The sequence below is a fragment of the Amycolatopsis sp. NPDC043885 genome (genome assembly GCF_056435685.1).
Genome location: NZ_JBWKEA010000012.1, coordinates 1 through 20,232, shown reverse-complemented (window position 1 = coordinate 20,232; position 20,232 = coordinate 1). Strand labels below are relative to the sequence as shown.

General features: G+C 68.5%; 21 protein-coding genes and 1 pseudogene. 8 read left to right on the top strand and 14 right to left on the bottom strand.

The window, feature by feature from the left end:
- Positions 1 to 5 precede the first annotated feature (5 nt).
- Complete coding sequence (locus tag AC069I_RS28940) at positions 6 to 1,022, bottom strand: NAD-dependent epimerase/dehydratase family protein (RefSeq protein ID WP_478266830.1); 1,017 nt, start codon at positions 1,020 to 1,022, stop codon at positions 6 to 8.
- 49 nt (positions 1,023 to 1,071) lie between these two features.
- Between AC069I_RS28940 and AC069I_RS28935 the strand changes: the two genes are divergently transcribed.
- Positions 1,072 to 1,536 carry a VOC family protein gene (locus tag AC069I_RS28935; protein ID WP_478230511.1) on the top strand — a complete coding sequence of 155 codons (465 nt, stop codon included), beginning with the start codon at positions 1,072 to 1,074 and terminating at the stop codon, positions 1,534 to 1,536.
- A 3-nt stretch (positions 1,537 to 1,539) separates the two neighbouring features.
- On the opposite strand, the gene AC069I_RS28930 is transcribed toward AC069I_RS28935, so the two are convergent.
- From AC069I_RS28930 to AC069I_RS28920, 3 genes are read right to left on the bottom strand one after another with little or no spacing between them, the layout of a single operon-like run.
- Positions 1,540 to 2,838 (bottom strand): NAD(P)/FAD-dependent oxidoreductase, encoded by a 1,299-nt coding sequence (locus AC069I_RS28930; RefSeq protein WP_478230510.1) that lies wholly within the window; start codon positions 2,836 to 2,838, stop codon positions 1,540 to 1,542.
- Entirely contained in the window at positions 2,828 to 3,682 is an 855-nt protein-coding gene (locus tag AC069I_RS28925) for an alpha/beta hydrolase (RefSeq protein ID WP_478266829.1), read from the bottom strand. The genes AC069I_RS28930 and AC069I_RS28925 overlap by 11 nt, the downstream gene beginning before the upstream one ends.
- Positions 3,679 to 4,905, bottom strand: coding sequence for a metal-dependent hydrolase family protein (locus tag AC069I_RS28920; RefSeq protein ID WP_478266828.1), 1,227 nt, complete (start codon positions 4,903 to 4,905; stop codon positions 3,679 to 3,681). The genes AC069I_RS28925 and AC069I_RS28920 overlap by 4 nt, the downstream gene beginning before the upstream one ends.
- A 94-nt stretch (positions 4,906 to 4,999) precedes the next feature.
- Between AC069I_RS28920 and AC069I_RS28915 the strand changes: the two genes are divergently transcribed.
- Complete coding sequence (locus AC069I_RS28915) at positions 5,000 to 5,596, top strand: TetR/AcrR family transcriptional regulator (RefSeq protein ID WP_478230507.1); 597 nt, start codon at positions 5,000 to 5,002, stop codon at positions 5,594 to 5,596.
- Between the two features lie 141 nt (positions 5,597 to 5,737).
- Entirely contained in the window at positions 5,738 to 6,148 is a 411-nt protein-coding gene (locus tag AC069I_RS28910) for a hypothetical protein (protein ID WP_478266827.1), read from the top strand.
- A 204-nt stretch (positions 6,149 to 6,352) separates the two neighbouring features.
- Here the strand turns inward: AC069I_RS28910 and AC069I_RS28905 are convergent, their stop codons facing one another.
- Both AC069I_RS28905 and AC069I_RS28900 read right to left on the bottom strand, forming a co-directional pair.
- Positions 6,353 to 7,237, bottom strand: coding sequence for a CU044_5270 family protein (locus tag AC069I_RS28905; RefSeq protein WP_478266826.1), 885 nt, complete (start codon positions 7,235 to 7,237; stop codon positions 6,353 to 6,355).
- Positions 7,230 to 7,802, bottom strand: coding sequence for an RNA polymerase sigma factor (locus AC069I_RS28900; RefSeq protein WP_478230504.1), 573 nt, complete (start codon positions 7,800 to 7,802; stop codon positions 7,230 to 7,232). The genes AC069I_RS28905 and AC069I_RS28900 overlap by 8 nt, the downstream gene beginning before the upstream one ends.
- A gap of 209 nt (positions 7,803 to 8,011) precedes the next feature.
- Between AC069I_RS28900 and AC069I_RS28895 the strand changes: the two are divergent.
- Positions 8,012 to 8,212: pseudogene (locus tag AC069I_RS28895) on the top strand (DUF6228 family protein); the annotation flags it as partial.
- A 78-nt stretch (positions 8,213 to 8,290) separates the two neighbouring features.
- On the opposite strand, the gene AC069I_RS28890 reads toward AC069I_RS28895, so the two are convergent.
- Positions 8,291 to 8,740 carry a hypothetical protein gene (locus AC069I_RS28890; protein WP_478230503.1) on the bottom strand — a complete coding sequence of 150 codons (450 nt, stop codon included), beginning with the start codon at positions 8,738 to 8,740 and terminating at the stop codon, positions 8,291 to 8,293.
- A gap of 81 nt (positions 8,741 to 8,821) precedes the next feature.
- On the opposite strand from AC069I_RS28890, the gene AC069I_RS28885 reads away from it, so the two are divergent.
- Both AC069I_RS28885 and AC069I_RS28880 read left to right on the top strand, forming a co-directional pair.
- Complete coding sequence (locus AC069I_RS28885) at positions 8,822 to 10,276, top strand: M20/M25/M40 family metallo-hydrolase (RefSeq protein ID WP_478266825.1); 1,455 nt, start codon at positions 8,822 to 8,824, stop codon at positions 10,274 to 10,276.
- A gap of 7 nt (positions 10,277 to 10,283) precedes the next feature.
- On the top strand, positions 10,284 to 10,874 hold the full coding sequence (locus tag AC069I_RS28880; RefSeq protein ID WP_478266824.1) for a maleylpyruvate isomerase mycothiol-dependent enzyme family protein: 591 nt from the start codon (positions 10,284 to 10,286) through the stop codon (positions 10,872 to 10,874).
- A gap of 25 nt (positions 10,875 to 10,899) precedes the next feature.
- Here AC069I_RS28880 and AC069I_RS28875 read toward each other — a convergent pair whose 3' ends face one another.
- On the bottom strand, positions 10,900 to 11,604 hold the full coding sequence (locus tag AC069I_RS28875) for a class I SAM-dependent methyltransferase (RefSeq protein WP_478266823.1): 705 nt from the start codon (positions 11,602 to 11,604) through the stop codon (positions 10,900 to 10,902).
- Between the two features lie 175 nt (positions 11,605 to 11,779).
- Between AC069I_RS28875 and AC069I_RS28870 the strand changes: the two genes are divergently transcribed.
- Positions 11,780 to 12,034, top strand: a complete 255-nt coding sequence (locus AC069I_RS28870; RefSeq protein WP_026467456.1) for a hypothetical protein — start codon at positions 11,780 to 11,782, stop codon at positions 12,032 to 12,034.
- Positions 12,035 to 12,079: 45 nt separating this feature from the next.
- Positions 12,080 to 12,874 carry an LmeA family phospholipid-binding protein gene (locus AC069I_RS28865; protein WP_478230499.1) on the top strand — a complete coding sequence of 265 codons (795 nt, stop codon included), beginning with the start codon at positions 12,080 to 12,082 and terminating at the stop codon, positions 12,872 to 12,874.
- Positions 12,875 to 13,159: 285 nt separating this feature from the next.
- On the opposite strand, the gene AC069I_RS28860 is transcribed toward AC069I_RS28865, so the two are convergent.
- The 6 genes from AC069I_RS28860 to AC069I_RS28835 all read right to left on the bottom strand — a co-directional run.
- A complete protein-coding gene (locus AC069I_RS28860) occupies positions 13,160 to 14,254 on the bottom strand; it encodes a peptidase inhibitor family I36 protein (protein ID WP_478230498.1) in 1,095 nt (364 codons plus the stop codon).
- Positions 14,255 to 14,384: 130 nt separating this feature from the next.
- Positions 14,385 to 14,981, bottom strand: a complete 597-nt coding sequence (locus AC069I_RS28855) for a hypothetical protein (RefSeq protein WP_478266822.1) — start codon at positions 14,979 to 14,981, stop codon at positions 14,385 to 14,387.
- Positions 14,978 to 16,603 (bottom strand): substrate-binding domain-containing protein, encoded by a 1,626-nt coding sequence (locus AC069I_RS28850; protein ID WP_478266821.1) that lies wholly within the window; start codon positions 16,601 to 16,603, stop codon positions 14,978 to 14,980. The genes AC069I_RS28855 and AC069I_RS28850 overlap by 4 nt, the downstream gene beginning before the upstream one ends.
- Entirely contained in the window at positions 16,600 to 17,754 is a 1,155-nt protein-coding gene (locus tag AC069I_RS28845) for a toxic anion resistance protein (protein ID WP_478266820.1), read from the bottom strand. The genes AC069I_RS28850 and AC069I_RS28845 overlap by 4 nt, the downstream gene beginning before the upstream one ends.
- The gene (locus tag AC069I_RS28840) at positions 17,754 to 18,842 is read right to left on the bottom strand and encodes a hypothetical protein (RefSeq protein WP_478230494.1); all 1,089 of its coding nucleotides are present in this window, start codon (positions 18,840 to 18,842) and stop codon (positions 17,754 to 17,756) included. Before AC069I_RS28840 ends, AC069I_RS28845 begins: the two co-directional genes overlap by 1 nt.
- Positions 18,843 to 18,981: 139 nt before the next feature.
- On the bottom strand, positions 18,982 to 20,232 hold a 1,251-nt coding region (locus AC069I_RS28835), incomplete at its 5' end, for a sensor histidine kinase (protein ID WP_478230493.1).

The following is a 20,232-nucleotide window of genomic DNA, read 5'->3' as shown; positions in this document are numbered from 1 at the left end:
CCTGCCTATCGCTCCGCGAGGTAGGCGTCCTCCGCGGCGTAGTCGAACATCGGCGCGAAATAGTCGTGGTCGAAACCTGCCGGGAGCCGATCGGTGGAGCCCAGCCAGTCCAGCTCGGCGGTCACGGTGGCGGCGTAGTCGCCGACCGGCCGGTAGCCCAGTCGCCCGGCCGCGGACATGTCCAGCCGGATACCCGGCAGACGGTCCCAGGGGTGCCGGCCGAGTCCGGCGGGGGCGTGGTCGTCGAGGAGCACTTCCTCCCACCGATGGCCGAGGTGTTTCGCGACGGTTCTCGAGATGTCCAGGGCGTCGGGTGCGTCCGGGTCCGCGGCATTGAGGACACGCCTGCCCGGGCTTTCCGCGGCGGTTTCGATCAGCGCGGCGATGTTCCCGGCCGCACTCGGGTGGTCGACGCCGCGGCCACCGCGGGACAGGAGAAGGACTTCGCGCCGGTCGGCCACGCGTTTGACGAACACCCATTCGCCGGGCTTGGCCGACCCCTCTCCATGGACTTTGGACGGTCGCAGAAGGGTGACCGGGTATCCGCTGTCGAGCAGGACATGTTCCGCGGCCACCTTGTTGGCGCCGTAGCCGTCGCGAGTGCGGTAGTCGACCTCCTCGCGTGGGGCCATGGTGGGCTGCGACTCGCGGATCGGCCCGTCGAAAACCGGCGCGACGGCCGAGTTCACGTGGTTGCCCGCCGAGTCGACGTACACGGCTTTGCTGGAGATCATCACCGTGGACCCCACATCGTCCAGCAGCGGCAGCAGATCACGGGCGTGTGCGGCGGTGAAGCACAGACAGTCGACCACCAGATCCGCCCCCGCACCGAGCGCCGCCGCGAGGCTGCCGGGTTCGCCGCGGTCCCCGGCGACGAACCGGCCGCCCGCGACCGCGATGTCCTCGGGCATGCGCGAGGAGTCCCGGCCGACAACGGTCACCTCCCAACCGGCGGCCAGCAACCGGCGTGCCGTGGCGCGACCGATCAGCCCGGTCCCACCGAGAACGACCGCGTGCGACATCGATCAACGATAACGCCCTTCGTCCGCTGAGGGTTGATAGACAGGACGGGTGAACGCCTTCTATCACCTGTGCTTCGTCGTCCGAGATATCGGACAGGCGACCGAGGACCTCACCCGCACTCTCGGTGTGACCTGGAGTCCAGTCCGTGCGGGCACCCTCGGGGATTGGGACTACGAAATCGTGTTCTCGACCGACGGGCCACCGTTCTTCGAGGTGATCCAAGGACCCGCCGGCAGTCCGTGGGACGCGACCGGCGGTTCCCGCTTCGACCACATCGGCTACTGGTCCAAGGACGTCATGACGGACAAACAGCGCCTGGCGGATCGAGGCGCGCCGATCGAGTTCGACTCCTGCCCGTACGGTCGTTCCTTCACCTACCACCGGCTCGACAGCATCGGGGCCCGGATCGAGCTGGTCGATCTCGCGGTCCAGCCGGGTTTTCGCGACACCTGGGCCAAGGACGCGGCGACGATGCCGCCACTCGGCTTCGACGACCCGGCCGCCGGTCCGTGACGGTCAGCCCAGCACCGTGCCCGAGTTCGCGGCGTTTCGGTCGCGCTTACGGGAGAACGCACCCAGGTCGATCTCCAGGCCGGTGCGCGGGGCCCGGAACCGGACGGGCGACGCGTCGTGGTCGGCGCCGTTCTCCACCTGGTCGATCAGCTCCGTCATCAGCTGCCCCACGACCGGCGCGTTCTTGAACTGGTTGCCACTCGTTCCGATCGCGAGGTAGAAGCCCTCGAGATCGGTGCGGTCGTAGATCGGAGTCCAATCGTCGGCGACGTCGTAGACGCCCACCACGCCGCGCGCCCGGTTGGGCACCGCCAGCTCGGGCATCCGCCGCGCGGCTCGCGTCACCTGAGCCTCGAAGACCGCGGCCGTCGGGTGGATGTCGACGGCGTCCGGGTCGTCGGTCCACTGCATCGGATCACACTCCGGTTCCGTTCCGCCGACGAGCAGGCCCTCGCCTCCTTCACCGCGGAAGTAGGTGCCCAGATCCATGTCCGCCACCACGGGCCCTCCATAGCCCTCCGGGACCGGCACGTGCGCTACCTCCTGCCTCATCGGTCGCACACCGACGGTGAAGTCGGAACCCACGCCTGCCAAGCGATTCACCGCGCCCGACCACGGACCGGCCGCGTTGACCACGACGGCACAGGGAATCCGGGTGCCGTCCGACAGTCGCACCGACGTCACGCGCCCGCCTGCCTTCTCCACCGCTGTCACCGTGCTGCGGAAGCGGAACTCCGCCCCGCCTGCCGAGGCCGCGGAGGCGAGGTTCACGGCGGCGAGGCCCGGGTCCGAGACATAACCGGCGTCCGGGGTGTACACGCCACCGAGCGAGTGTTTCGCGTCCTCCCAGAATTCCTCGTCGTCGAGCCGCTTCGGCGGCCAATAGCGGCCGGCGTCGATACCTGGAACGCGCTCGGCCAAGGTCGCGCTGTCCCATTCCTCGTAGGGAACCCCGATCTCATCGAACAACGGAAGCCACGACGTACGCGGAGCCGCCTCGACGTCCAGCATGACCAGCCCGCTCTTGCGGAACATCGCGAGGTCGCCGACATCGTGCCCGAGGTGGCCTGCCCAGTCGAGCCAGCCGAAATGCGCCTCCCACGCCGTCGCCACCCCGGCGGTGGTGGAGAAATTGAACCGGACGATCGCACTCGATGCCGAGGTCGACCCCTGTCCGGCCCCCGCGGCCCGATCGAGCGCGATGACCCGGTACCCCGACCGGGCGAGCTCGAGGGCGATCGACGAACCGATCACCCCTGTCCCGATCACGACCACGTCGGCACTCGGGCGCTTACCGGGCACGGCAGGTCCTGAGGTAGCTGAGGAACGAAGCCTGCAGCCGGGTCACGTGCGTTTCGCGCAGGACCGCGCTGGTGACCGCTCCGCCGCGTGAGGAGAGGCGGTGCAGGACGGTGGCCGTGTTCTTCGTGAGGTTTTGGTAGATGGCCAGGTCCCCGAGCAGCTCTCGCTCGTTGAGGGTCACATGCAGCTGGGTGGCATGGTGCCTGTCCCCCAGCTCTTGGAGTTGGGCGAAGATCTGGCTGTCTTCACTGGCGACGCCGGGGCTGCCCGCTCCGATGCTCTCGAAGAGCGTGCAACCGGTGAGCCAGGTGTAGAGGCTGAACAGGCCGCCGTAGGAGTAGCCGAAAAGCCCGTGACCGCTCGTGGCTGTGCCGTAGTCGCGTTCGATCCGCGGGTGCAGTTCCGCGGTGAGGAAGCCCAGGAACGCATCGGCGTGGGTGTCGCGCAGTTCGGCGAGGTAGGCATCGGATTCCTCCCGGGTCCTCGCGCCCGCTCGAACTCCCATCTCCACGGCATCGATGAGCTCCTTGGCGATCGGCTCGCCGGGTGGCACGAGGTCCCTGTTGCGCAGCCGATCCCAGTGCTGTGCTTCCTCGCCTGCGTAGCCGACGCTGACTTGGATGTAGGGCTGTATCCGTTGCATGGGGTCCGCCTGGGTGACGATGAGCGGAGCCGTCATGCCCACGGCCCAGTTGCCGTCGAGCACATACACGGCAGGCGCTTGCGTCGTGGCGGGGTCGTAGCCCGGTGGTGTGGTGACCCAGACGCCGTAGTCGTGCCCACCGCTGGAGCGCATCTCGAAGTAGTCGGTGCCGGCGAGACAGCCGTGCCACATAGTGCTCATCGAAGGTCCTTCACGACTCGGCCGGCCTTGAGAACGAGGACGGCATTGGCGGGATCAGCGAACAGCTCCGGGTCTTCGACCGGGTTGCCGTTCCACAACACGAGGTCTGCCTGCGCGCCGGGCGCGATGACACCGACTTGGCCGGACAGTCCGAGGATCTCGGCGTTGGTCTTGGTGGCCGCCACGAGAGCTTCCATCGGTGTTTCGAGCTTTGCGCGCAGCCTGAGCTCCTCACCTCGACGGTGCTGAGCCGGACCGATGAGATCGGAACCGAGCCCGATCCGCACTCCGGCCTCCTTGGCGACAGCGAGCGCCTCGGTCATCCGCTCGCGAACACCCAGCACACGATCGCGGGTCGATTCGTCGAGGCCGGCGCCAGCGGTGTCGTGCAGCAGTTGCTCGACGACGGCGAACGTGGGCACGAGGGCGACCTCGCGAGTGGCCATCAGGGTGGCCGTGGACTCGTCGAGGTCGGTGCCGTGTTCGACACAGCGCACCCCGGCCTCGACCGCGTTCCGGATGCCGTCGTTGTTGTGGGCGTGAACGGTCACGTAGGTGCCCCGCGCCGCGGCTTCCTGGACGGCGACGGCGATCTCCTCGACGGTGAACTGGGTGTCGGTCAGCCGGTCGTGCGCTCCGACCACGCCGCCGGTCACGCAGAGTTTCAGGAAGGAGGCTCCGCGACGGAACGCTTCGCGCACGTTGTGCCGCAGCTCGTCCGCGTTGCCCGACATCATGGACAGGGCGCACAGACCCGGAACGTGATGGCTGCTCCACAGCTCGGTGGGTTCCCAGTCGGCTCCGTAGTAGCCGTGCCCACCGATCTGGCACTGAACCGGTCCGCAGGACAGGACGCGTGGCCCCCTGACCTTGCCCTTGGCGATCGTGGTGACGAGGCCGCCGTCGATCCCGCCGGTGTCCCGAACGGTGGTGAACCCGGAATCGAGCGCCGCGCCGGCCGTCGCGAAGATGTCCGCCGCGAGCTCGGCGGCGCTCATCCGAAACGAGAACTGCGGCTGGATCGGGCTCGACAAGCCCAAGTGGACGTGAGCGTCGATCAGGCCGGGCGTCATCGTCAGGCCTCCGGCGTCCAGGCGCTCGCCGTGTGCGCCGGAGGCACCGACGTGGGCGATATGACCGTCTTCAATGCTGACGTCGGCGTCGGCTGGGTCGCGACCCGATCCGTCGAGGACCGCCGCGCCGACCACCTGAACCCGTCCCACGAGTCGTTCCCTCCGCCGTTGCGAGCCGGCTGCGACCATGTGTGACGCGACACGGCACCGTCAGCGCTTCTTTTCCAATGGATAAACTGTGGGAGTGATCTTGTCAAGCGCGGAACGCAAGGGCGACGCACGCGAGCGTCTCCTGGCTCGGCTTCTCGACGCCTTCGACGAGGCGCTTCCCGCGCCGGAGGTGTCGCTCCGTGAGATCGCCGCCAGGGCCGGGACCAGCCACGCCCTCTTGCGATACCACTTCGGGTCGCTCCCGGGCGTGTTGGCAGCCATGCTCAAGGCGCAGCGATCTCGTGACAACGAGGTGCTTTTCGAGGCCGCCCAGCGGGGCACCTTCGACGACTTCGTCGTGGCGACCTGGCGGGCCTACACCCGTCCGGAGCAGCTGTCGCGTGTCCGCGGCTTCTTCCACGTCGTAGGTCTGGCCGCGTACAGCCCAGAGGACTTTCGCGAGTTCATCGACTCGCTCGACGACCTGACCAAGATGCTGGCCTCGCTCGCGGAACGCGAAGGACTCGACGCCGAGGAAGCGCTGACTTTGGCCACCGTCACCATTGCCGCGATGCGTGGCCTTCTCCTCCAGGAGGTCCTGACTCCGGCAGGCCACTCGGAGGCCGCGGTCGCTTTGATCCTGCGCATGAGCAAGGGCCGATCCGTCCCACGGACATGTCCGGGGCCTTGAGCAGGCTCAGGGGGCGGGAGACGGCGGGTGATCCCCGCACCGCGTCGATCCAGTCGGGAAATGCTTGCGCGACAAAGAAGGCCGGCGCGGTCTCCCGCGTGCCCGGATGCGCCCGGCTCGGTACACCGGCACACTCTGGCCGTGACCGACTTTCCGGCGGACGTGGAGACGCACTACCGACGTCTGGCAGCACAACGACACTGGCCACCGGAGACCGAATCCGCGTTCCGGGCGAGCGTCGCGTGGTACCGGGCGTTGGACGAGGGTTCCGAGCCTCGCCAGTACTACGAGTACGTGGACCACGAAGGCTTGGTCGACGAAGGAGCCCGCTGGCTGTGGGAGGCGATCGCGGTCGACCACGAGACCGTGGCCATCAAGCAGATCGAGCAGGATTCTTCCGGGGCTGTTCACCGCTACTGGTGGCGGAACATCGAGGACGACACCGGCGGGCTCACCGACCAGGCACTCGACCCCGGCCTCACACCTGTTTCCCGAGCTACGTTCTACGCGCTCTGGGACCGAGGCGGCGACCCCGGTTCTGAAGGGGCGTAACAACTTCCAGGTCAGGGCCGGCCGGGAACGACCCATCATTGCCTCTGACCGTGAGGACCGCGCCGAACGCCCAGTGCGGTCGTCGTGCTGGTTCACCGCGGAGTGCGGACGCCCTGAACGCCGCTCGGGCTCGAACCGCCGGACTTCCCGCATCCACCGCACGCAAGTGGCCGGGAGCGGGACATGCCCCCGGCCACCGGCCCGCTATTCGGGCAGGGTGTCGGTCCACTCGGCGTCGATCCTGGCGCCGGCGGGGTCGGCCACCTTGTACACCGCCCCGTCCATGGTGACGAAGACCGACGTCCCGTTCACCCGTCCGGTCGCCGGATCGACGACGAGCCGCTCGCCCGTGGGCAGCAACAGTCCCAGCCCGCCCGGCACCGTGCCGAGGTTTTCGACACCTGGATATTCGGCGATCACGCGCAAGGCCGTGGCCCGGACCTCCGGCGTGGCCGGCAGGGTGGACACCAGTGAGATCAACGACTGGAAGCCGGCTTGTTCCCGGTCGCTCGCGGTGAGCTCACCCGCGCTCGTCCTGGCGTCGCTGCGCTCGAGGGCCTCGGCGATCCAGGCCTTCAACGCGCCCGGGTCCGTCGGCAGGGCACGCAACTGCTCGAGGGTCAGATCGACGGCGACCAGTGAGAACGGGGTGGTCGAAAGCGCCTTCACCGGTGTGACCTTGCCTCCCGTCTTCGCTCCCCGCATCCACGACTGACCGTCCGGCTTGATCCAGTACTCATACCCACTCGAAGCAGCGGAGCCCTCCGCCTCGGTCATCTTCACGTGCCAGTACGTGCCGGCCCCCTCAGGGGAACGCTCAGCGGCGGTGGCGGCCGCGAGCAGGATCTCCTGCCCAGTGACCGTTCGCACCGGCGGACCGTCGACCGGTGCGGCCGGCATGGCCGCGATCGCCACGGCGGCCGCGGCGGCCGCCGTGAGTCCGGCTCCCGCGACCAGCCATCCGGTCCGCCGCCGGGAAGTCCGGCCACCGCGAATCCGGTTCTGGAGCCGGTGCCGGCTGCGGTCGACCACGTCCTGGGACGGCTCGTCCAGGGCCAGCGCGGCGCGCAGCGTCTGCAGGTCATTCATCGAGTGCCTCCGGGGTGAGGATGAAGTTGAGCTTCTTGCGTGCACGGTTGAGCCGGGAACCGACCGTGCCGGAGGAGATACCGAGCGCCGCGGCCACTTCCTCGTACCCGAGCTGGCCGAGCGCCACGAGCAGCAGCACGTCCCGTTCCCCGGCGGACAGCCGCGACAGCGCGTTCGCGAGCTGAGGAAGCAGCCGCCTGGCGGCCACCGACGCGACCACCCTGCTCTCGTGCCCCTCGACCGCCGGTGCGACGCTCACCCGTGCCAGCGCCCGATAGTGGCGAGCCTCCCTGCGGCGGTGCCTGGCCACCAGATTCGTGGCGATACCGAACAGCCAGACCCGCACCTCACCGCGTTCGGCGTCGAACGCGCCGCGTCGGTCGAACGCGACGAGGAACGTCTCCGCGGCGATGTCCTCCGCGGTCTGCGCGTCCAGCCGTCCGGCCACATACCGGTAGATGGCCGCGAAGTAGCGATCGTGCACTTCGGTGAACAGTTCCGGGTCCTGCGGCAACCGGGCGGCCAGGTCGGCATCGGTCACCTGCTCGCCCGTTCCCGCTGTCATGTGCCCGCCTCTGACATGTGGGTCCTTCCCGTCTGCAGTCAGCTTTCACCACCACTTCGCCGACGGCCGGTTTCTTCTTCCCGCCCGGCTGTGACGTGCCGCCCGCGCCGTCATGTCACGGCTCCCATCCGGTGTGGCCTCAGCGGACGGCCGATGCCGCCGAAGGTGGTCCGCCACAGTTCTTCTTGCCGAGCTAGGCGGAGTTCTTCCAGCAGCACATGGATGACCAGCGAGACTGGGACGGAGTCCGAACCTGGAAGTCCCTCGAAAGAGAGCTGGAATCGATGCGTCCCATCAGTACGGCCAGGTGTGGCCGCGGGTCACCCTCCAGAGGTTTCACCCCGACCGGCTGGGCCGCGACCGGTGACTTGACGATCGAGCCCGGAGAGCAATCGTCGCGAATCACCCGAGGGATCAAGGTACTGGCGACTGGCTCGTACCGGTTTCCTGCACCGCCCAGCGGCGTGAGCCGACGACGTCACGTGCGCTCAGAGTCGGCGGCCTGTGGCCGCTTCCCGCCATTCGGCGTGACAGGTCTCCTGTTCCGCGACAGTTGCGATCCGGTCGAGCTCGGCATCGGCCAGCGTGGCGACCAGGTCGGCTTCCGAAGCCTTGTGGCCGGTCCGCATGACGTAGATCCGCGAACCGCCGCCCATATCCCTGCACATCCCGCTCGGGTACGTATCGCGGCGGGCCCCTTGAACGGCGATCGCCCAACCCCCAGGCTCCAGCTGACGACGCAGCCGGACAAGAGACTCGAACATGTCCATGGCGGTGGCCGTATACCGGTCACCGTCGAGGAACAGCTCGATCCGATAGAGCGGCCGTGGCCCGTCGTAGCCGTCCAGCCAGCCCCGCAGCCGCGCTTGTCGTCGCTCGGCGCCCCGCGCCACCAGCACTTCCCGGTCTTCCAGCAGTCTCGGATAGTCCTCGCTCACTCAGTTATTCAAGCAGGCGAGCCGGGCCGTCGGTGGCGTTCCGACTGCACGCCCGACCACAAGGCGCGTAGGAACAAGAGAATGGTTGAGGAAAGGTCCAGACGAGTTTTCCTGTCCACCTCGGCGGCACTCTCGGCGGCCGCCCTGTCTTCCACCGCCCTGTCGACCACTGCCCTGTCTTCCCCTGCCCTCGCTGATGTTCCAGCCGGCCCCGAAGAACCAGAAGTCCGAGGCCCAGGCGAACGCCTCTCTCCGCAACGCCCCGACGCGGAACTCCGGGCGATCCTCCGAGAAATGGACGAACACCGCATCGAGGCCACCGTACGCAGACTCGCCGCCTTCGGAACCCGGCACACGTTGTCCTCGCAGACCGATCCCGTCCGAGGAATCGGCGCCGCCCGCGACTGGATCTTCGCGGAGATGACGAAATCCGCACAGCGGTCGGGCGGCAGGATGACGGTTGAACTGCAGTCGTATCTCCAGCAGCCCGCCCCGCCCCGTATCCCGGTGGCCACCACGATCACCAACGTCGTCGCCACGTTGCGCGGCTCCACCACCCCCGAACGGGTCTACGTCGTGTCGGGCCACTACGACTCCCGGTGTTCGGATCCGCTCGACGCGACGAAGGACGCTCCAGGCGCCGATGACGACGCTTCCGGAGTGGCCGTCGCGATGGAACTCGCCCGGGTGCTCGCCACTCGCCGCCCGGCGGCGACCATCGTGTTCGCGGCGGTCGCGGGCGAGGAGCAAGGCCTGTTCGGCGCGCGGCACATGGCCACGCTGTACAAGGCGGCGGGCACGAACGTGCAGGCGATGTTCACCAACGACATCGTCGGTTCGAGCCGGGCGGACGACGGCACGAGGGATCCGCGCACGATCCGGTTGTTCGCCGAGGGCGTGCCGACGTCGGAGACCCCGGCACAGGCCGACATCCGGCGCGCGGTCGGCGGGGAGAACGATTCGCCCTCCCGCCAGCTGGCGCGGTTCGTGCGGTCGGTCGCGGAGAACGAGGCGACCGGTATGACCGTGCGGGTGATCCACCGGCGAGACCGCTACCTCCGGGGTGGCGACCACATCCCGTTCCTCGAGCAGGGATATCCGGCCGCGCGGTTCACCGAACCGCACGAGGACTACGCGCACCAGCACCAGGACGTCCGGGTGGAGAACGGCAAGCGGTTCGGCGATTTGCCGGAGTTCTGCGACTTCCCGTTCATCGCCAGGGTCGCGCGGGTCAACGCCGCGACGATGTGGTCGCTGGCGACCGCGCCGGGCACCCCCGAAGACGTCCGAATCCGGACGAACCAGCTTACGAACGACACGGATTTGGTGTGGCGGCGCGGGACGGACCCGGATCTCGCCGGTTACGAGGTCGTCTGGCGGGAGACGACGGCGGCCGACTGGACGCACGCGATCAAGGTCGGCGACAGGACCGAGGCTAAAGTGGATCTGTCGAAGGACAACGTGTTCTTCGGTGTGCGCGCGGTCGGTAAGAACGGCCGCCGCGGTCCGGTCGCGTTCCCGACACCTTTGAGCTGATGCCACGATGACAGTCACCCCCGACGACCTCGACGCGGCGATCGCGAGCGTGACGGACAGCCTGTGCGAGGCGTCGGGCCGTGACTGGCCGGCCGCGCCGGGCACCGGCGAACTCAACGCCTGGCGCACGGCCGAGCATCTCGGCGACTGCCTCATCTCCTACGCGGGACTGCTGATCGCCCGGCCGTCGACGCCGCGTTTCGTCTGCTTCGAAGCCGTCGCCGACCGGGCCGCGACTCCGTCGGAGATGCTGGAATTCGTCACGGTAGGCGGCGGCATCCTGAGCGCCACCCTCCGCACGGTGGCCCCGGACGTCCGCGCGTACCACCCGAGCGGCCGCGCCGACCTCGAGGGTTTCGCCGGAATGGGCTGTGTCGAGGTCCTGGTCCACGGCGAGGACATGGCCAGAGGACTCGACGTCACCCTCGATCCCCCGCGCGACGTCTGTTCGCGAGTGCTCGCGCGGATGTTCCCCGAGGTGGACGCCGCCGGCGTCGATCCATGGACGGCGTTGCTGTGGGCGACCGATCGGGCGAGCCTCCCCGGGCGGCCCTCCCGCGCCGGCTGGCAGTGGCGCGGCACGCCTCTGGACGCCTGAAGCGGCCGGGAGAGCACGGCGCCGTTCAGCGAGGCCTGACGGCCACCACGGCGGCTTGAATACCGGTTCGCCAAGCCACGACGGGTTCCTCGACCGGCCCGGCTCCCAAGGCGCGCAGGTGCCACGCGACCGGAGGATGCCATTCGGCCGAAGGCGAATCGCCGAACAACCGGGCCCGTTCCACCACCGCGGGACCGAGCACCGGATCCACCGCGGCCTGCTCCCACCAAGCACCCCAGGGATTCTCGCCGCCGTCGCTCGGGGACGCCGCGACCTCCACGTCCGGCATGTCGTCCACAGTGGCCACGAACCCGCCCGGCCGCACGAGCCCGGCGAGCTCGGCGTACAACTCGGTCAGCCGCCCGGGCGGCAGGTAATGCAACGCCATGACCGCCAGAACGGCGTCGTAGCCGCCATCCGGCAGGTGCGTGGCCCAGTCCGGGTCACGCAAGTCGGCCCGGACCACCTCCACCGAGGACGGCAGGGACGCACCGGCGATCGTCAGCATCACCGGATCCAGATCGACCAGCGTGACCTCCGCCCCGGGAAGGCGCTCGAGCAGACGAGCACAGAGCGTGCCCGTGCCGCCACCCACGTCCAGCACCCGCGGCGCCGGACCGTCACAGCGCGACGCGACCAGGTCGATCATCCGCTCGATCGCCCGCTCGCGTCCTGGCTGGTACTTCGCCATGAGGCGTTCCCAGCGGTCGTTCCAATCCCCAAGAGTCACAGTGACAATGATAATCGATATCAGCGAGACGGCGTTCCGTCACCGGACGCCTCCGAGGAGTGGGCGAGGTACGGCCGATCGGCGCAACTTGGCACCTGAAGCGTTTGCCACGACGGAGCCCGGGAACATTTCCGGTATGTCCAGATGGCGAACCACCAGCAGGAGCAACACCGCCGTGCGGGTCATCACCGGCATCGGCGCGGTGTTCGCTTTCATCGAGTTGCTGTACATGGTGATGGTGCTCGCGGGAGCCAACGCGGGCAACGGTTTCTTCATCTTCATCCAGGCACTGGCCAAACCGCTGGCGTTGTTCTGGCCGGGACTCTTCCCGGTGAGTGACCCGAATCTCGCGGTCATCCTCGACTACGGTCTGGCCGCCGCGTTCTGGGTGATCCTGGCGGGTGTGATCGCCCGTTTCGCGGCCCGCTGACCCCCTGCGGCGGCGATCGGCGTCCCGTTCGGCGACACTGGACGGATGAGCGACGGCAGATGGTTCGACCTGAACCCGCTTCCCGAGCTGTTCGGCCTGGCCGCCGCCGGGCGGGCGCTGCTGCCCAATGTGCCCGTGACCCCGGCCGCGATCCTGAAGACCGTCACCGAACAGCTGGTCGGGCGGCGGCTGACGGCCAAGGTGGACGAGCACGACGTCGGGCTCACCCTGACCGGGCTCGACTACCAGGCCGACAGCCTCAGCCTGGCCGCGACCGGCAGGATCGGCGACGTCCGCATCGTCGTCGAGGACGTCGACTGGCCGGAGACGCCGCTCGAACGCATCACCGTGCTGGCGTCGAACGTCCGTCTCCGCTCGCTCCCGTCCCCGGCCGCCATCCCCGAGCAGGTGAAGATGGCGATCCGGGTGTCACCGGAAGTTCTCCAGGCGCGCGTCGCCGAGGTCCGGCCGGGCATCATCGTGACCCCCGGCGAGGACGGGCATTTCCACGTCCGCTGGGAAAAGCGGCCCCGCTGGGGACATCTCGCCCTGGAGTCCACTGTGGAGGACGACGCCGTCGTCCTCCGGCCGATGTCCGTCCACATCGGACGCCGACGGTTCGGCCCGCCGTCCCGCCTCAAGCCGATCGTCCTGCCACTGCCCGAACTTCCGCAAGGGATCCGGCTCATCGCGGTCGAGGCGCACGACGGTCACCTTGTTCTGCACGCGCTGGCGGAGGAATGGCCGGAAAAGCTGTCCACCATCCCGCTCGGCGATCTGCTGGGCTGGGTGACGACGGCGGTGGCCACGCTGACCCTGCCGGGACTCGGCGGCCGCTGACGGCTGGTCGTGAATGACGATTCGGGTTCTATTGAGGGGTAAGGCAAACGTGGCGGGTGCGGTGGGCGATCCGCTCGTGACCCCGTCGGAGGCGTAGCGAAGGCCTCCTTCCCTACCTTCAGGGTAGGCAAGGAGGCCTTCACCACCACCTGGGCCGGCCACTTCAGCTGACGTTGCGAAAGCCGCTTTCAGACGTTGCGAAAGTGGCTTTCGCAATCTGCCACATCTGCCTTCACCCCTCAAGAATCCGAATCACCACTCACGACCATGGTGACCACTGCCGAACTAGCTGTGCAGCGGTCCCTCCGCGACACGCACCGCGGGCACCGACGTCGCGGCGGCGCTTTCCGCCTGCGTTCCGGCGGACGACCGTACGAGACCGGCCGACTTCCCGCACACCTTCTTCTTCTCGTCCGAAGTCATCTTCTTGCCGACGGTCCGGGTCTGGCCCACGACACCGGGCGCCGGGCCCTCACCGCTGAAGTTCCAGACGTACCACTGGTGGTGGCCCCATCTGCGCTTGTCGTACCACATGTCGTACGAGCCGCTGGCCACCCGCATCACCGGTGAGCGGTCCAGGCCCGCCCAGTAGCCGGGGTTGACCTCGATCCGGGTTTCGACGCTCTCGCTGGTCTCCCAGCCCCATTCCTGGCCCCACGTGCGCTTGTACGCGACCGACCAGTCGACGAGGAACTTGAAGCCCGCGCTCACGCTGATCTCGTTCGACACCGTGTTCTTCCCGCTGCGGGTGTCCCGCTTGCCGATCACCTGGGTGATCTTGTTGGCGCTGCAGTTGAACACCGTGTCGACCCGGCCCCAGTTGCCGTAGAAGTCCTGACCGCGCTGGTCGACGTGGGCGTTGCAGGTCTTGGTCGCGTTGCCGCAGTCCTTGAGCAGCTCGGCGCGGGACGGCCCGCGCGAATACACCACGGAGCTGCCCTTGTCGTTCATGTTCGACCCGTAGTTGCCGCTGTCGTTGGCGTACCACTCCTGGGAGCCGCCCTGGTATTCGGCGTGCTCGTACATCGTGATGTAGCAGTTGTTGAAGGTCTGGAACGAGGAGATCTTGTCGTTCCAGGCACCGAGGAAGCCGAGGTTCTGGTTGGTCCCCTCGACGCACGGCGATCCAGTGACCGTGAGGCTCGCGCCGCCGAAGTTCCCGTGTTCGTAGAGCACGCTGATCACCGTCGCGGACGCGCCGACCTCGCCTGCCGACGCCGCGGCGAGGGAATCTCCGACGCTGTCGAAGCACCGGATCACTCCGGTCGCCGTGTCGGCGACGCAGTGCTCGCCGCGCTCCTCGGCGTTCGCCGGGACACCGCCGGCGAGACACATCACCACAGCGGCCAGGAAGGCCGCCCCGAGTCTGTACTTGTGCACGTCTGAACTCCCTGGGGAAAACGGAAACCGACCACGGTCGGATCGGCTTCCCGAGTTCACCACGGGAAGATCGGCATGCCCATGCAGAACGACCGGCAGACGTGTTTTCGCTTGCCGATGATCGGGACTCTCAGCCGGATTCGCCGCGCTCGCGCAGATAGCGCGTGTGGTCGGCCTGCCGATGGACGTCGCCCGCGTAGAACCGCTCGGCGATGCGATGCGCTTCGGTCTCCAGCAGTTCCAGTTGCGTGAGGAGTTCATCGGACGCGCTCGGCTCACTGCCGGCCCGGCGTTTGGCGGCGAACCACCACGGCAGATTCAGGTAGGTCTCCACCGACAGCGGCAGATCGGTTCGCGCCAACCGGGTGACGGCGTGCTGGACGTCCGGGTTGGCCGCCCACCGTTCCGGCCGCGAAAGCAGTTCATCGAGCACCTCGGCGATCCGCCGCACACCGTCCACAGAGGACTCCGGCATTCGCTGCGCCCGCGCGGTCACCTTGCCTACCAGCGAGTCGAGGTCAGCGCGCAGCTGCCCGGCCTCGGCGACGGCGTCCGCCGAGACCAGCCGGACCCGCTCTGGCGGCGCGAGGAGGGCGAACACCGCGTACAGCCCCGCGACGACGAGCGGCCACAATCCGCCGACGACGCCGGTCAGGTACAGCGCGAGCCCGATCAGCCCGCCGACGCAGCCGGCCAGGTTCTTCGTGGAGCCGAGGTACCCGATCACTGGTACCCGCGGATTTCCTGGAACACCTTGGGCAGGACGTCGCCTCGCGCATCGAACACGTTGCCACCGGTCCGTTTCGCGACCTCGCCGAGTTCGGTGGAGTCACCCTCGCCGAAGATCACGGTGAACACCGGGATCTGCCGCACGGCCTCCGGCAGCGACGGGAACCTCAGCTGGAAGTCCGAGAACTTGGCGCCGTTCGCGTTCTGCCCGTCGGTCATCAGCACGATCGAGGTGAACCGATCGGGGTCGCGCGCGACCAAAGGTCCCATGATGTCGTACGCGCGGTGGAGGCTGTCGTAGATCGCCGTACCGCCGTTCGCGTCGAGGCCCTCGGCGAATCGCTTGATCTTGTCCAGCGCGGGTTGTGGATCGCCTTCCGGGACGGTGAACGTCTCCGGGCTGCCGGGCACGGTGTCGAACGGCAGCATCGTGACCTCTTCACGGCTGCGGAACCGGCGGTACCGGCCGGTCAGCGAACCGTCGGCGCCGGTCAGCCCGATCAGCGCGGTGCGCAGTGATTCGATCCGGTCGCCCGCCATGGAGCCGGAGGTGTCGAGCACGTACAGCGTCCGCGACGGCCGCCGGATCTTGTCGAAGTAGGCGCCCAGCAACGCGTCGACCGCTTGCTGCGTCGCCGGGAACGGCAGCTCGACGAGGTCCTTCCGCGCGAACTGCTGCCCCAGCTGGACACCCGGCACGACCGGACGGCGCTGCGTGGTCTCCACGATCTTGCGCTGGGTGTCCGGCGTCCGCAGCCGCTCGGCCAGCTTGCGGTGCGCGTCCCGCGCGTCGGGATTCGCGCTCCGCACCAACGTCAGCGGGTAGTCCGCGGTGACCACGCCGTCGGACGGGTACACCAGCGTCAGTGGTTCGGGAAGCTTCCCGCTCGCGTTCATCGAGAGCAGGACGGACTCGTAGTTGATCAGGCCGTCGACCTTCTTGCCGGGATCTTCGCCGGTCGCCCGTCGTCGGTAGGCCTCGGAAAGCCAGCCGGACGAGCCCGCGGACATCGCCTGCGCGCTGAAGAACTCGGTCAGTTTCGGGGTGACGGAAGCGATCTGCCGCGCGTCGACCGCGTTGCCCGCCCCCGCGAGCGCCGACGCCACCCCGACGAGCGCCGAGAAACCGGAGTTCGACGCCGACGGATCGGTCATGCCGTAGGTGAAGGCCTTCTTCCCGGCCTGCTCGGCGATCTCGCCCCAGCCCACCGGCCGTCCGGTCCAGCCGAGCCGCTGCGCCGACGACGCCGACAGACCGAGGACCACCGGCGAGCTCATGATCTTCACCTGCTCACCCAGCCGTTTCGCGGCCTCCGGAACCGCCGCCGGGTAGCGGTTCGACGAGAACCAGACGGCGTCGTACTGGCCGTCCACCTTGCCGTTCGCGAGCGATTCGGTGCCCTCCAGCGTGCCGGTGAACTGGAACTTCACCTTGACCCCGGTCGCGGCCGCCTCCTGTTCCAGCAGCGGCCGCAGGTCGGCCAGTTCGCTGCCCGCGAGCACCCGCAACGTGCCCGGCTCGGCCTCCCCCAGGTTCTGCGTCCCGCCTTCGCTCGAATCGCACGAAACCAGTGACAGCGCGCAAACCGCGCTGACCGCCAAGACCGCCCAGCGTTTCACGATGCCCCCTCGGCCGTCGCCGTCTCGTGAGAGCGGCGCAAATGGTCTTCGGCCCGCCGGATCTCCCCCGACAGCGCCTCCACGGTCGCCGCCATCGTCGAGACGGCCCCCGCCTTGAACTCGTCGATCGCGTCGATGCTCCGGTAGATCCGCTCGAACGACTCGCGGATCGTCTCCACCGCCACCGCGGGATCACTGCCCGCTCGCTGGATCTCGGCGCTGCGCAGTTCCAGCATCTCCGCGTTGGCCCTGAGCAGCCCGTCGGTGGTGGCCTGCACGGCCTGGACCTCGTCGAGGACGTCCCGCTGACCGGCGAGTGCCCCGCTCACCAAAAGCGCGACCCGTAGCGCCGCGACCGTGGTCGACACCGCCCGCTCGATCCCGCGGATCAGCTCGTCGTTGTTGCGCCGCACCAGATCCAGCGCCAGATAGCCCTGCGCGCTGACCGCGAGCTGGGTCAGCAGGTCCTGGCGCCGCTGCCGGATCGGATGCAGCGCGTCGGCCCGCAGCGACTTGGCTCGCGCGGGGTCGGTGAAGTCGAAGATCCCGGCCTGGCGTTCGACCGCGATGTCGACGGCTTCGGCGAACGCGGCCGCTTCCGACAACTTGCCGAGCGTCGCCCACAACCGCTCGCGCTCGCCCTTGAGCGCGGCGTTGTCCCGCCGCAGGACGTCCTGCCGCGCACGCAGCTCCAGTACCAGCGCGTTCACCGGCTCGTTGGCGGCGCGGTAGCGGTCCAGCGTCTTCTTCGCGCTGCCCGCGACCGGGATCATCCCCATCAGTTTGCGGCCGGTGATCGGCAGTTTCGCCGGATCGATCTCCGCCACTGTCCGCCGGAGCCCGGCCAAGCTGACCGCTGCCTGCTGTTGCGGTGAGCCGATTTCCGCCAGCGCCCGCGTCGAGCGGTCCAGCAGCGCGCCGGCGACGGTCGCGGCCGCCCGCATGTCGGACTCGCCGACCGCGAGCAGTTCGTCCAGGACCCGGGTGAACTCCGGCGATCGGACGTCGAGCGCTTCGAGGCGGCGGGCGAAGTCTTCGGCGCGCTTCGCGACCTCCGCGTGGACCTCCGGCGCGAGGGTGACCAGGCCCGCTGCCCGCTCGGCCGGGATCGCCTCCACCGGTTCGGGTGGAGTGAGCGTGAAATCGTCCATCAGTACTGCTTCTTCACGGCGTCGAGCAGACGCTCCAGCGTTTCGAACGACGGCGGCTCGACGGCGTCCACCAGATCCGCGGGCACCGGCGCCTTGGCCGCGGCGACGACGTCGGCGAACAAGCGCGGATCCCCGGTGCGGAAGCCGAAGGTGGCGGCGAGTTTCCCCAGTTCCGGGTCGGTCGCCAGCAGCCTGCCCACCTGGTCGCCGTTCGGCTTCAACGGGACCAGCGTGTGCTTCGAGTACACCGTCGGCGCCGTGTAGAGCAGGCGCATATCCGGCCGGATCGAACCGTCGGCACGGACCAGCCTGTCGACGAACTGCGACTCGTAGATCAGCGCCATCGGCGTCTTGCCCATCCCCGCCGCGAGGTAGTCCTCGAACGGGCCTTCGGTGCTGTTCTGCGTGTAGCCCTGGTCGATGAACAGCTTCGACACCGCGGGCAGCACCTTCGCCTCGGCCTCCGGCGTGCTGACCACGTTGTTCCCGTTGGCGACGAAGGAGACGATCGACAGGTACATCGCCGCCGAGTTCGATTCGCGCGGGTCCGTGGTCGTGAGCAGCACGTTCTTGCGGGCCGGGAAGGCGGTGTTGCCGGGAAGCTGGTCCCAGCGCGTGCTCTTCTGCGCCAGTTCGAGGTACTTCGCGATGTCGAGCACCTGATACTCGCCGGCGCCCTTGCGCACGATCCCGTTGGCGCTCAGGAGGTTCACGATCGGCTCGAAGGTCGCGACCGCCATCGGCGACTGGAACGGCGTGTGCACGCCGGTCACCTTGTGGTCGCGCTGGATCCGCTGCGCGGCCGGTGACGAGGACGGGAACGCGAACTCGTACTTCCCGAGGTCCATACTCGCGATCTGCCGCGAACCGGCGGTGTCGGCCTCGACCTTCAGCCCGTGCTTGGCGAACGCTTCCGCCACCCGCCGATCGGAGAAGAAGGCCAGTTTCTCCGATCCGATGACGCCGCGCACCGTGGTCAGCTCGGCCCCCCGCGCGGTGTTCTCGTCACCGTCCCGGCCCCAGACGATCACGGCGACCACGGCCAGCAGCAGCACCACTGCCAGGCCGATCGACAGACGGCGTTTCACCGGCCCACCCCCTCGTTCACCAGCTCGATCTTTCAGCCCGTTCGACTCTTTTGACGCGCGAGTGAGCCATTTCGAAGTGAACGATCGATGAACGAAAGAAGTCGTCAGTTCCTGGCGAACCGTTGGGGTAGAAGGAAAATCAGATCACGGACTGCTCCGAGACCGGCAGGCACACGGTGAAGCGGGTGTCGCCGGGCGCCGAGTCGACCCGGAGATCACCCTGATGCCGTTCGACGACGATGCGCCAGGAGATGTCCAGGCCGAGCCCGGTCCCCTGTCCCACCGGCTTGGTGGTGAAGAACGGCTCGAAGATCCGCTGCCGCACCTCCGCCGGGATACCGGGCCCGGTGTCGCCGATCTCGACGTGTACGTGATCGTCCACTCTGGACGTCCGCAGGATCAGCGTGCCGTCGGGCCCCATGGCGCCGAGCGCGTTGTCGATGATGTTCGTCCACACCTGGTTCAGTTCGCCCGCGTATGCCGGGATCCTCGGCACCGCGTGGTCGTACTCCTTCACGACCCGGATCCCCGGCCCGATCTTCCCGGCGAGCATGACGAGGGTCGAGTCGAGTCCTTCGTGGACGTCGATCCACTGGTGCGGGGCACGGTCCATCTGGGAGTACTGCTTGGCCTTGCCGACCAGCACCGAGATCCGGGTCGTCGAATCCTCGATCTCGCCCATCAGCATCTCGGTCTCGAGCGCGTACGCCAGCCAGCGGACCGCGCCGTCGAGGAAGGTCTCCCCGACCGAGTCGAGCAGCCGGTCCAGATCCGGCACGGTCAGCCCGGCGCGGACGTAGATGTCGGCGAGGTCCCAGCCCTGGTCGATGCCGTGGCCGTCGAACCAGTCGCCGATCTCGTCCTCGCGGTCGGCCTGCTGCATCGCGGTCAGCTTCGGGGCCGAGGCGACCTGTTTGACCAGCTGTTCCTGGATGTCCAGTAACTGCTCCAGCAGCGCCGGGTCGACGTTCTTCTTCGCCAGCATCGCGAGCTTGTGCCGCATCCCGGCGACCCGCTCCCGCAGCGCCGCGGTCGCGCGGACGGCGGCGGCCGCCGGGTTGTTGAGTTCATGGGTCAACCCGGCGGAAAGCTCGCCGAGCGCCAGCAGCCGCCGCCGCGAACCGATCACGGTGTCGCTGTTGCGCCAGCCGAGGTACATGCCCTCCAGCAGATGCGTCGCCATCGGGAACCAGCGGCGGAACTCGGTGGCGAACTCGGCCGCGGGCAAGGTCAGGAAGGTGAGGTCGCTGACCGCGTGCACCGAAGCGCCGTAGGTGTGTTCGGTCTCCTGGTGCACGAAGAACTGCGTCGCGCCGCAGTAGGCGCCGCGCTGATCGGACCGGATCGTCTCGACCTCGGTGCCGCCGACGAGCCGCGTCATCCGCAGCGC

Excerpts from the sequence above, each read along its gene's own strand:
- AC069I_RS28940 (WP_478266830.1), bottom strand. The coding sequence starts at position 1,022 with ATGTCGCACGCGGTCGTTCTCGGTGGGACCGGGCTGATCGGTCGCGCC.
- AC069I_RS28925 (WP_478266829.1), bottom strand. The coding sequence starts at position 3,682 with ATGAGCACTATGTGGCACGGCTGTCTCGCCGGCACCGACTACTTCGAG.
- AC069I_RS28905 (WP_478266826.1), bottom strand. The coding sequence starts at position 7,237 with ATGAATGACCTGCAGACGCTGCGCGCCGCGCTGGCCCTGGACGAGCCG.
- AC069I_RS28900 (WP_478230504.1), bottom strand. The coding sequence starts at position 7,802 with ATGACAGCGGGAACGGGCGAGCAGGTGACCGATGCCGACCTGGCCGCC.
- AC069I_RS28885 (WP_478266825.1), top strand. The coding sequence starts at position 8,822 with ATGGTTGAGGAAAGGTCCAGACGAGTTTTCCTGTCCACCTCGGCGGCA.
- AC069I_RS28880 (WP_478266824.1), top strand. The coding sequence starts at position 10,284 with ATGACAGTCACCCCCGACGACCTCGACGCGGCGATCGCGAGCGTGACG.
- AC069I_RS28865 (WP_478230499.1), top strand. The coding sequence starts at position 12,080 with ATGAGCGACGGCAGATGGTTCGACCTGAACCCGCTTCCCGAGCTGTTC.
- AC069I_RS28845 (WP_478266820.1), bottom strand. The coding sequence starts at position 17,754 with ATGGACGATTTCACGCTCACTCCACCCGAACCGGTGGAGGCGATCCCG.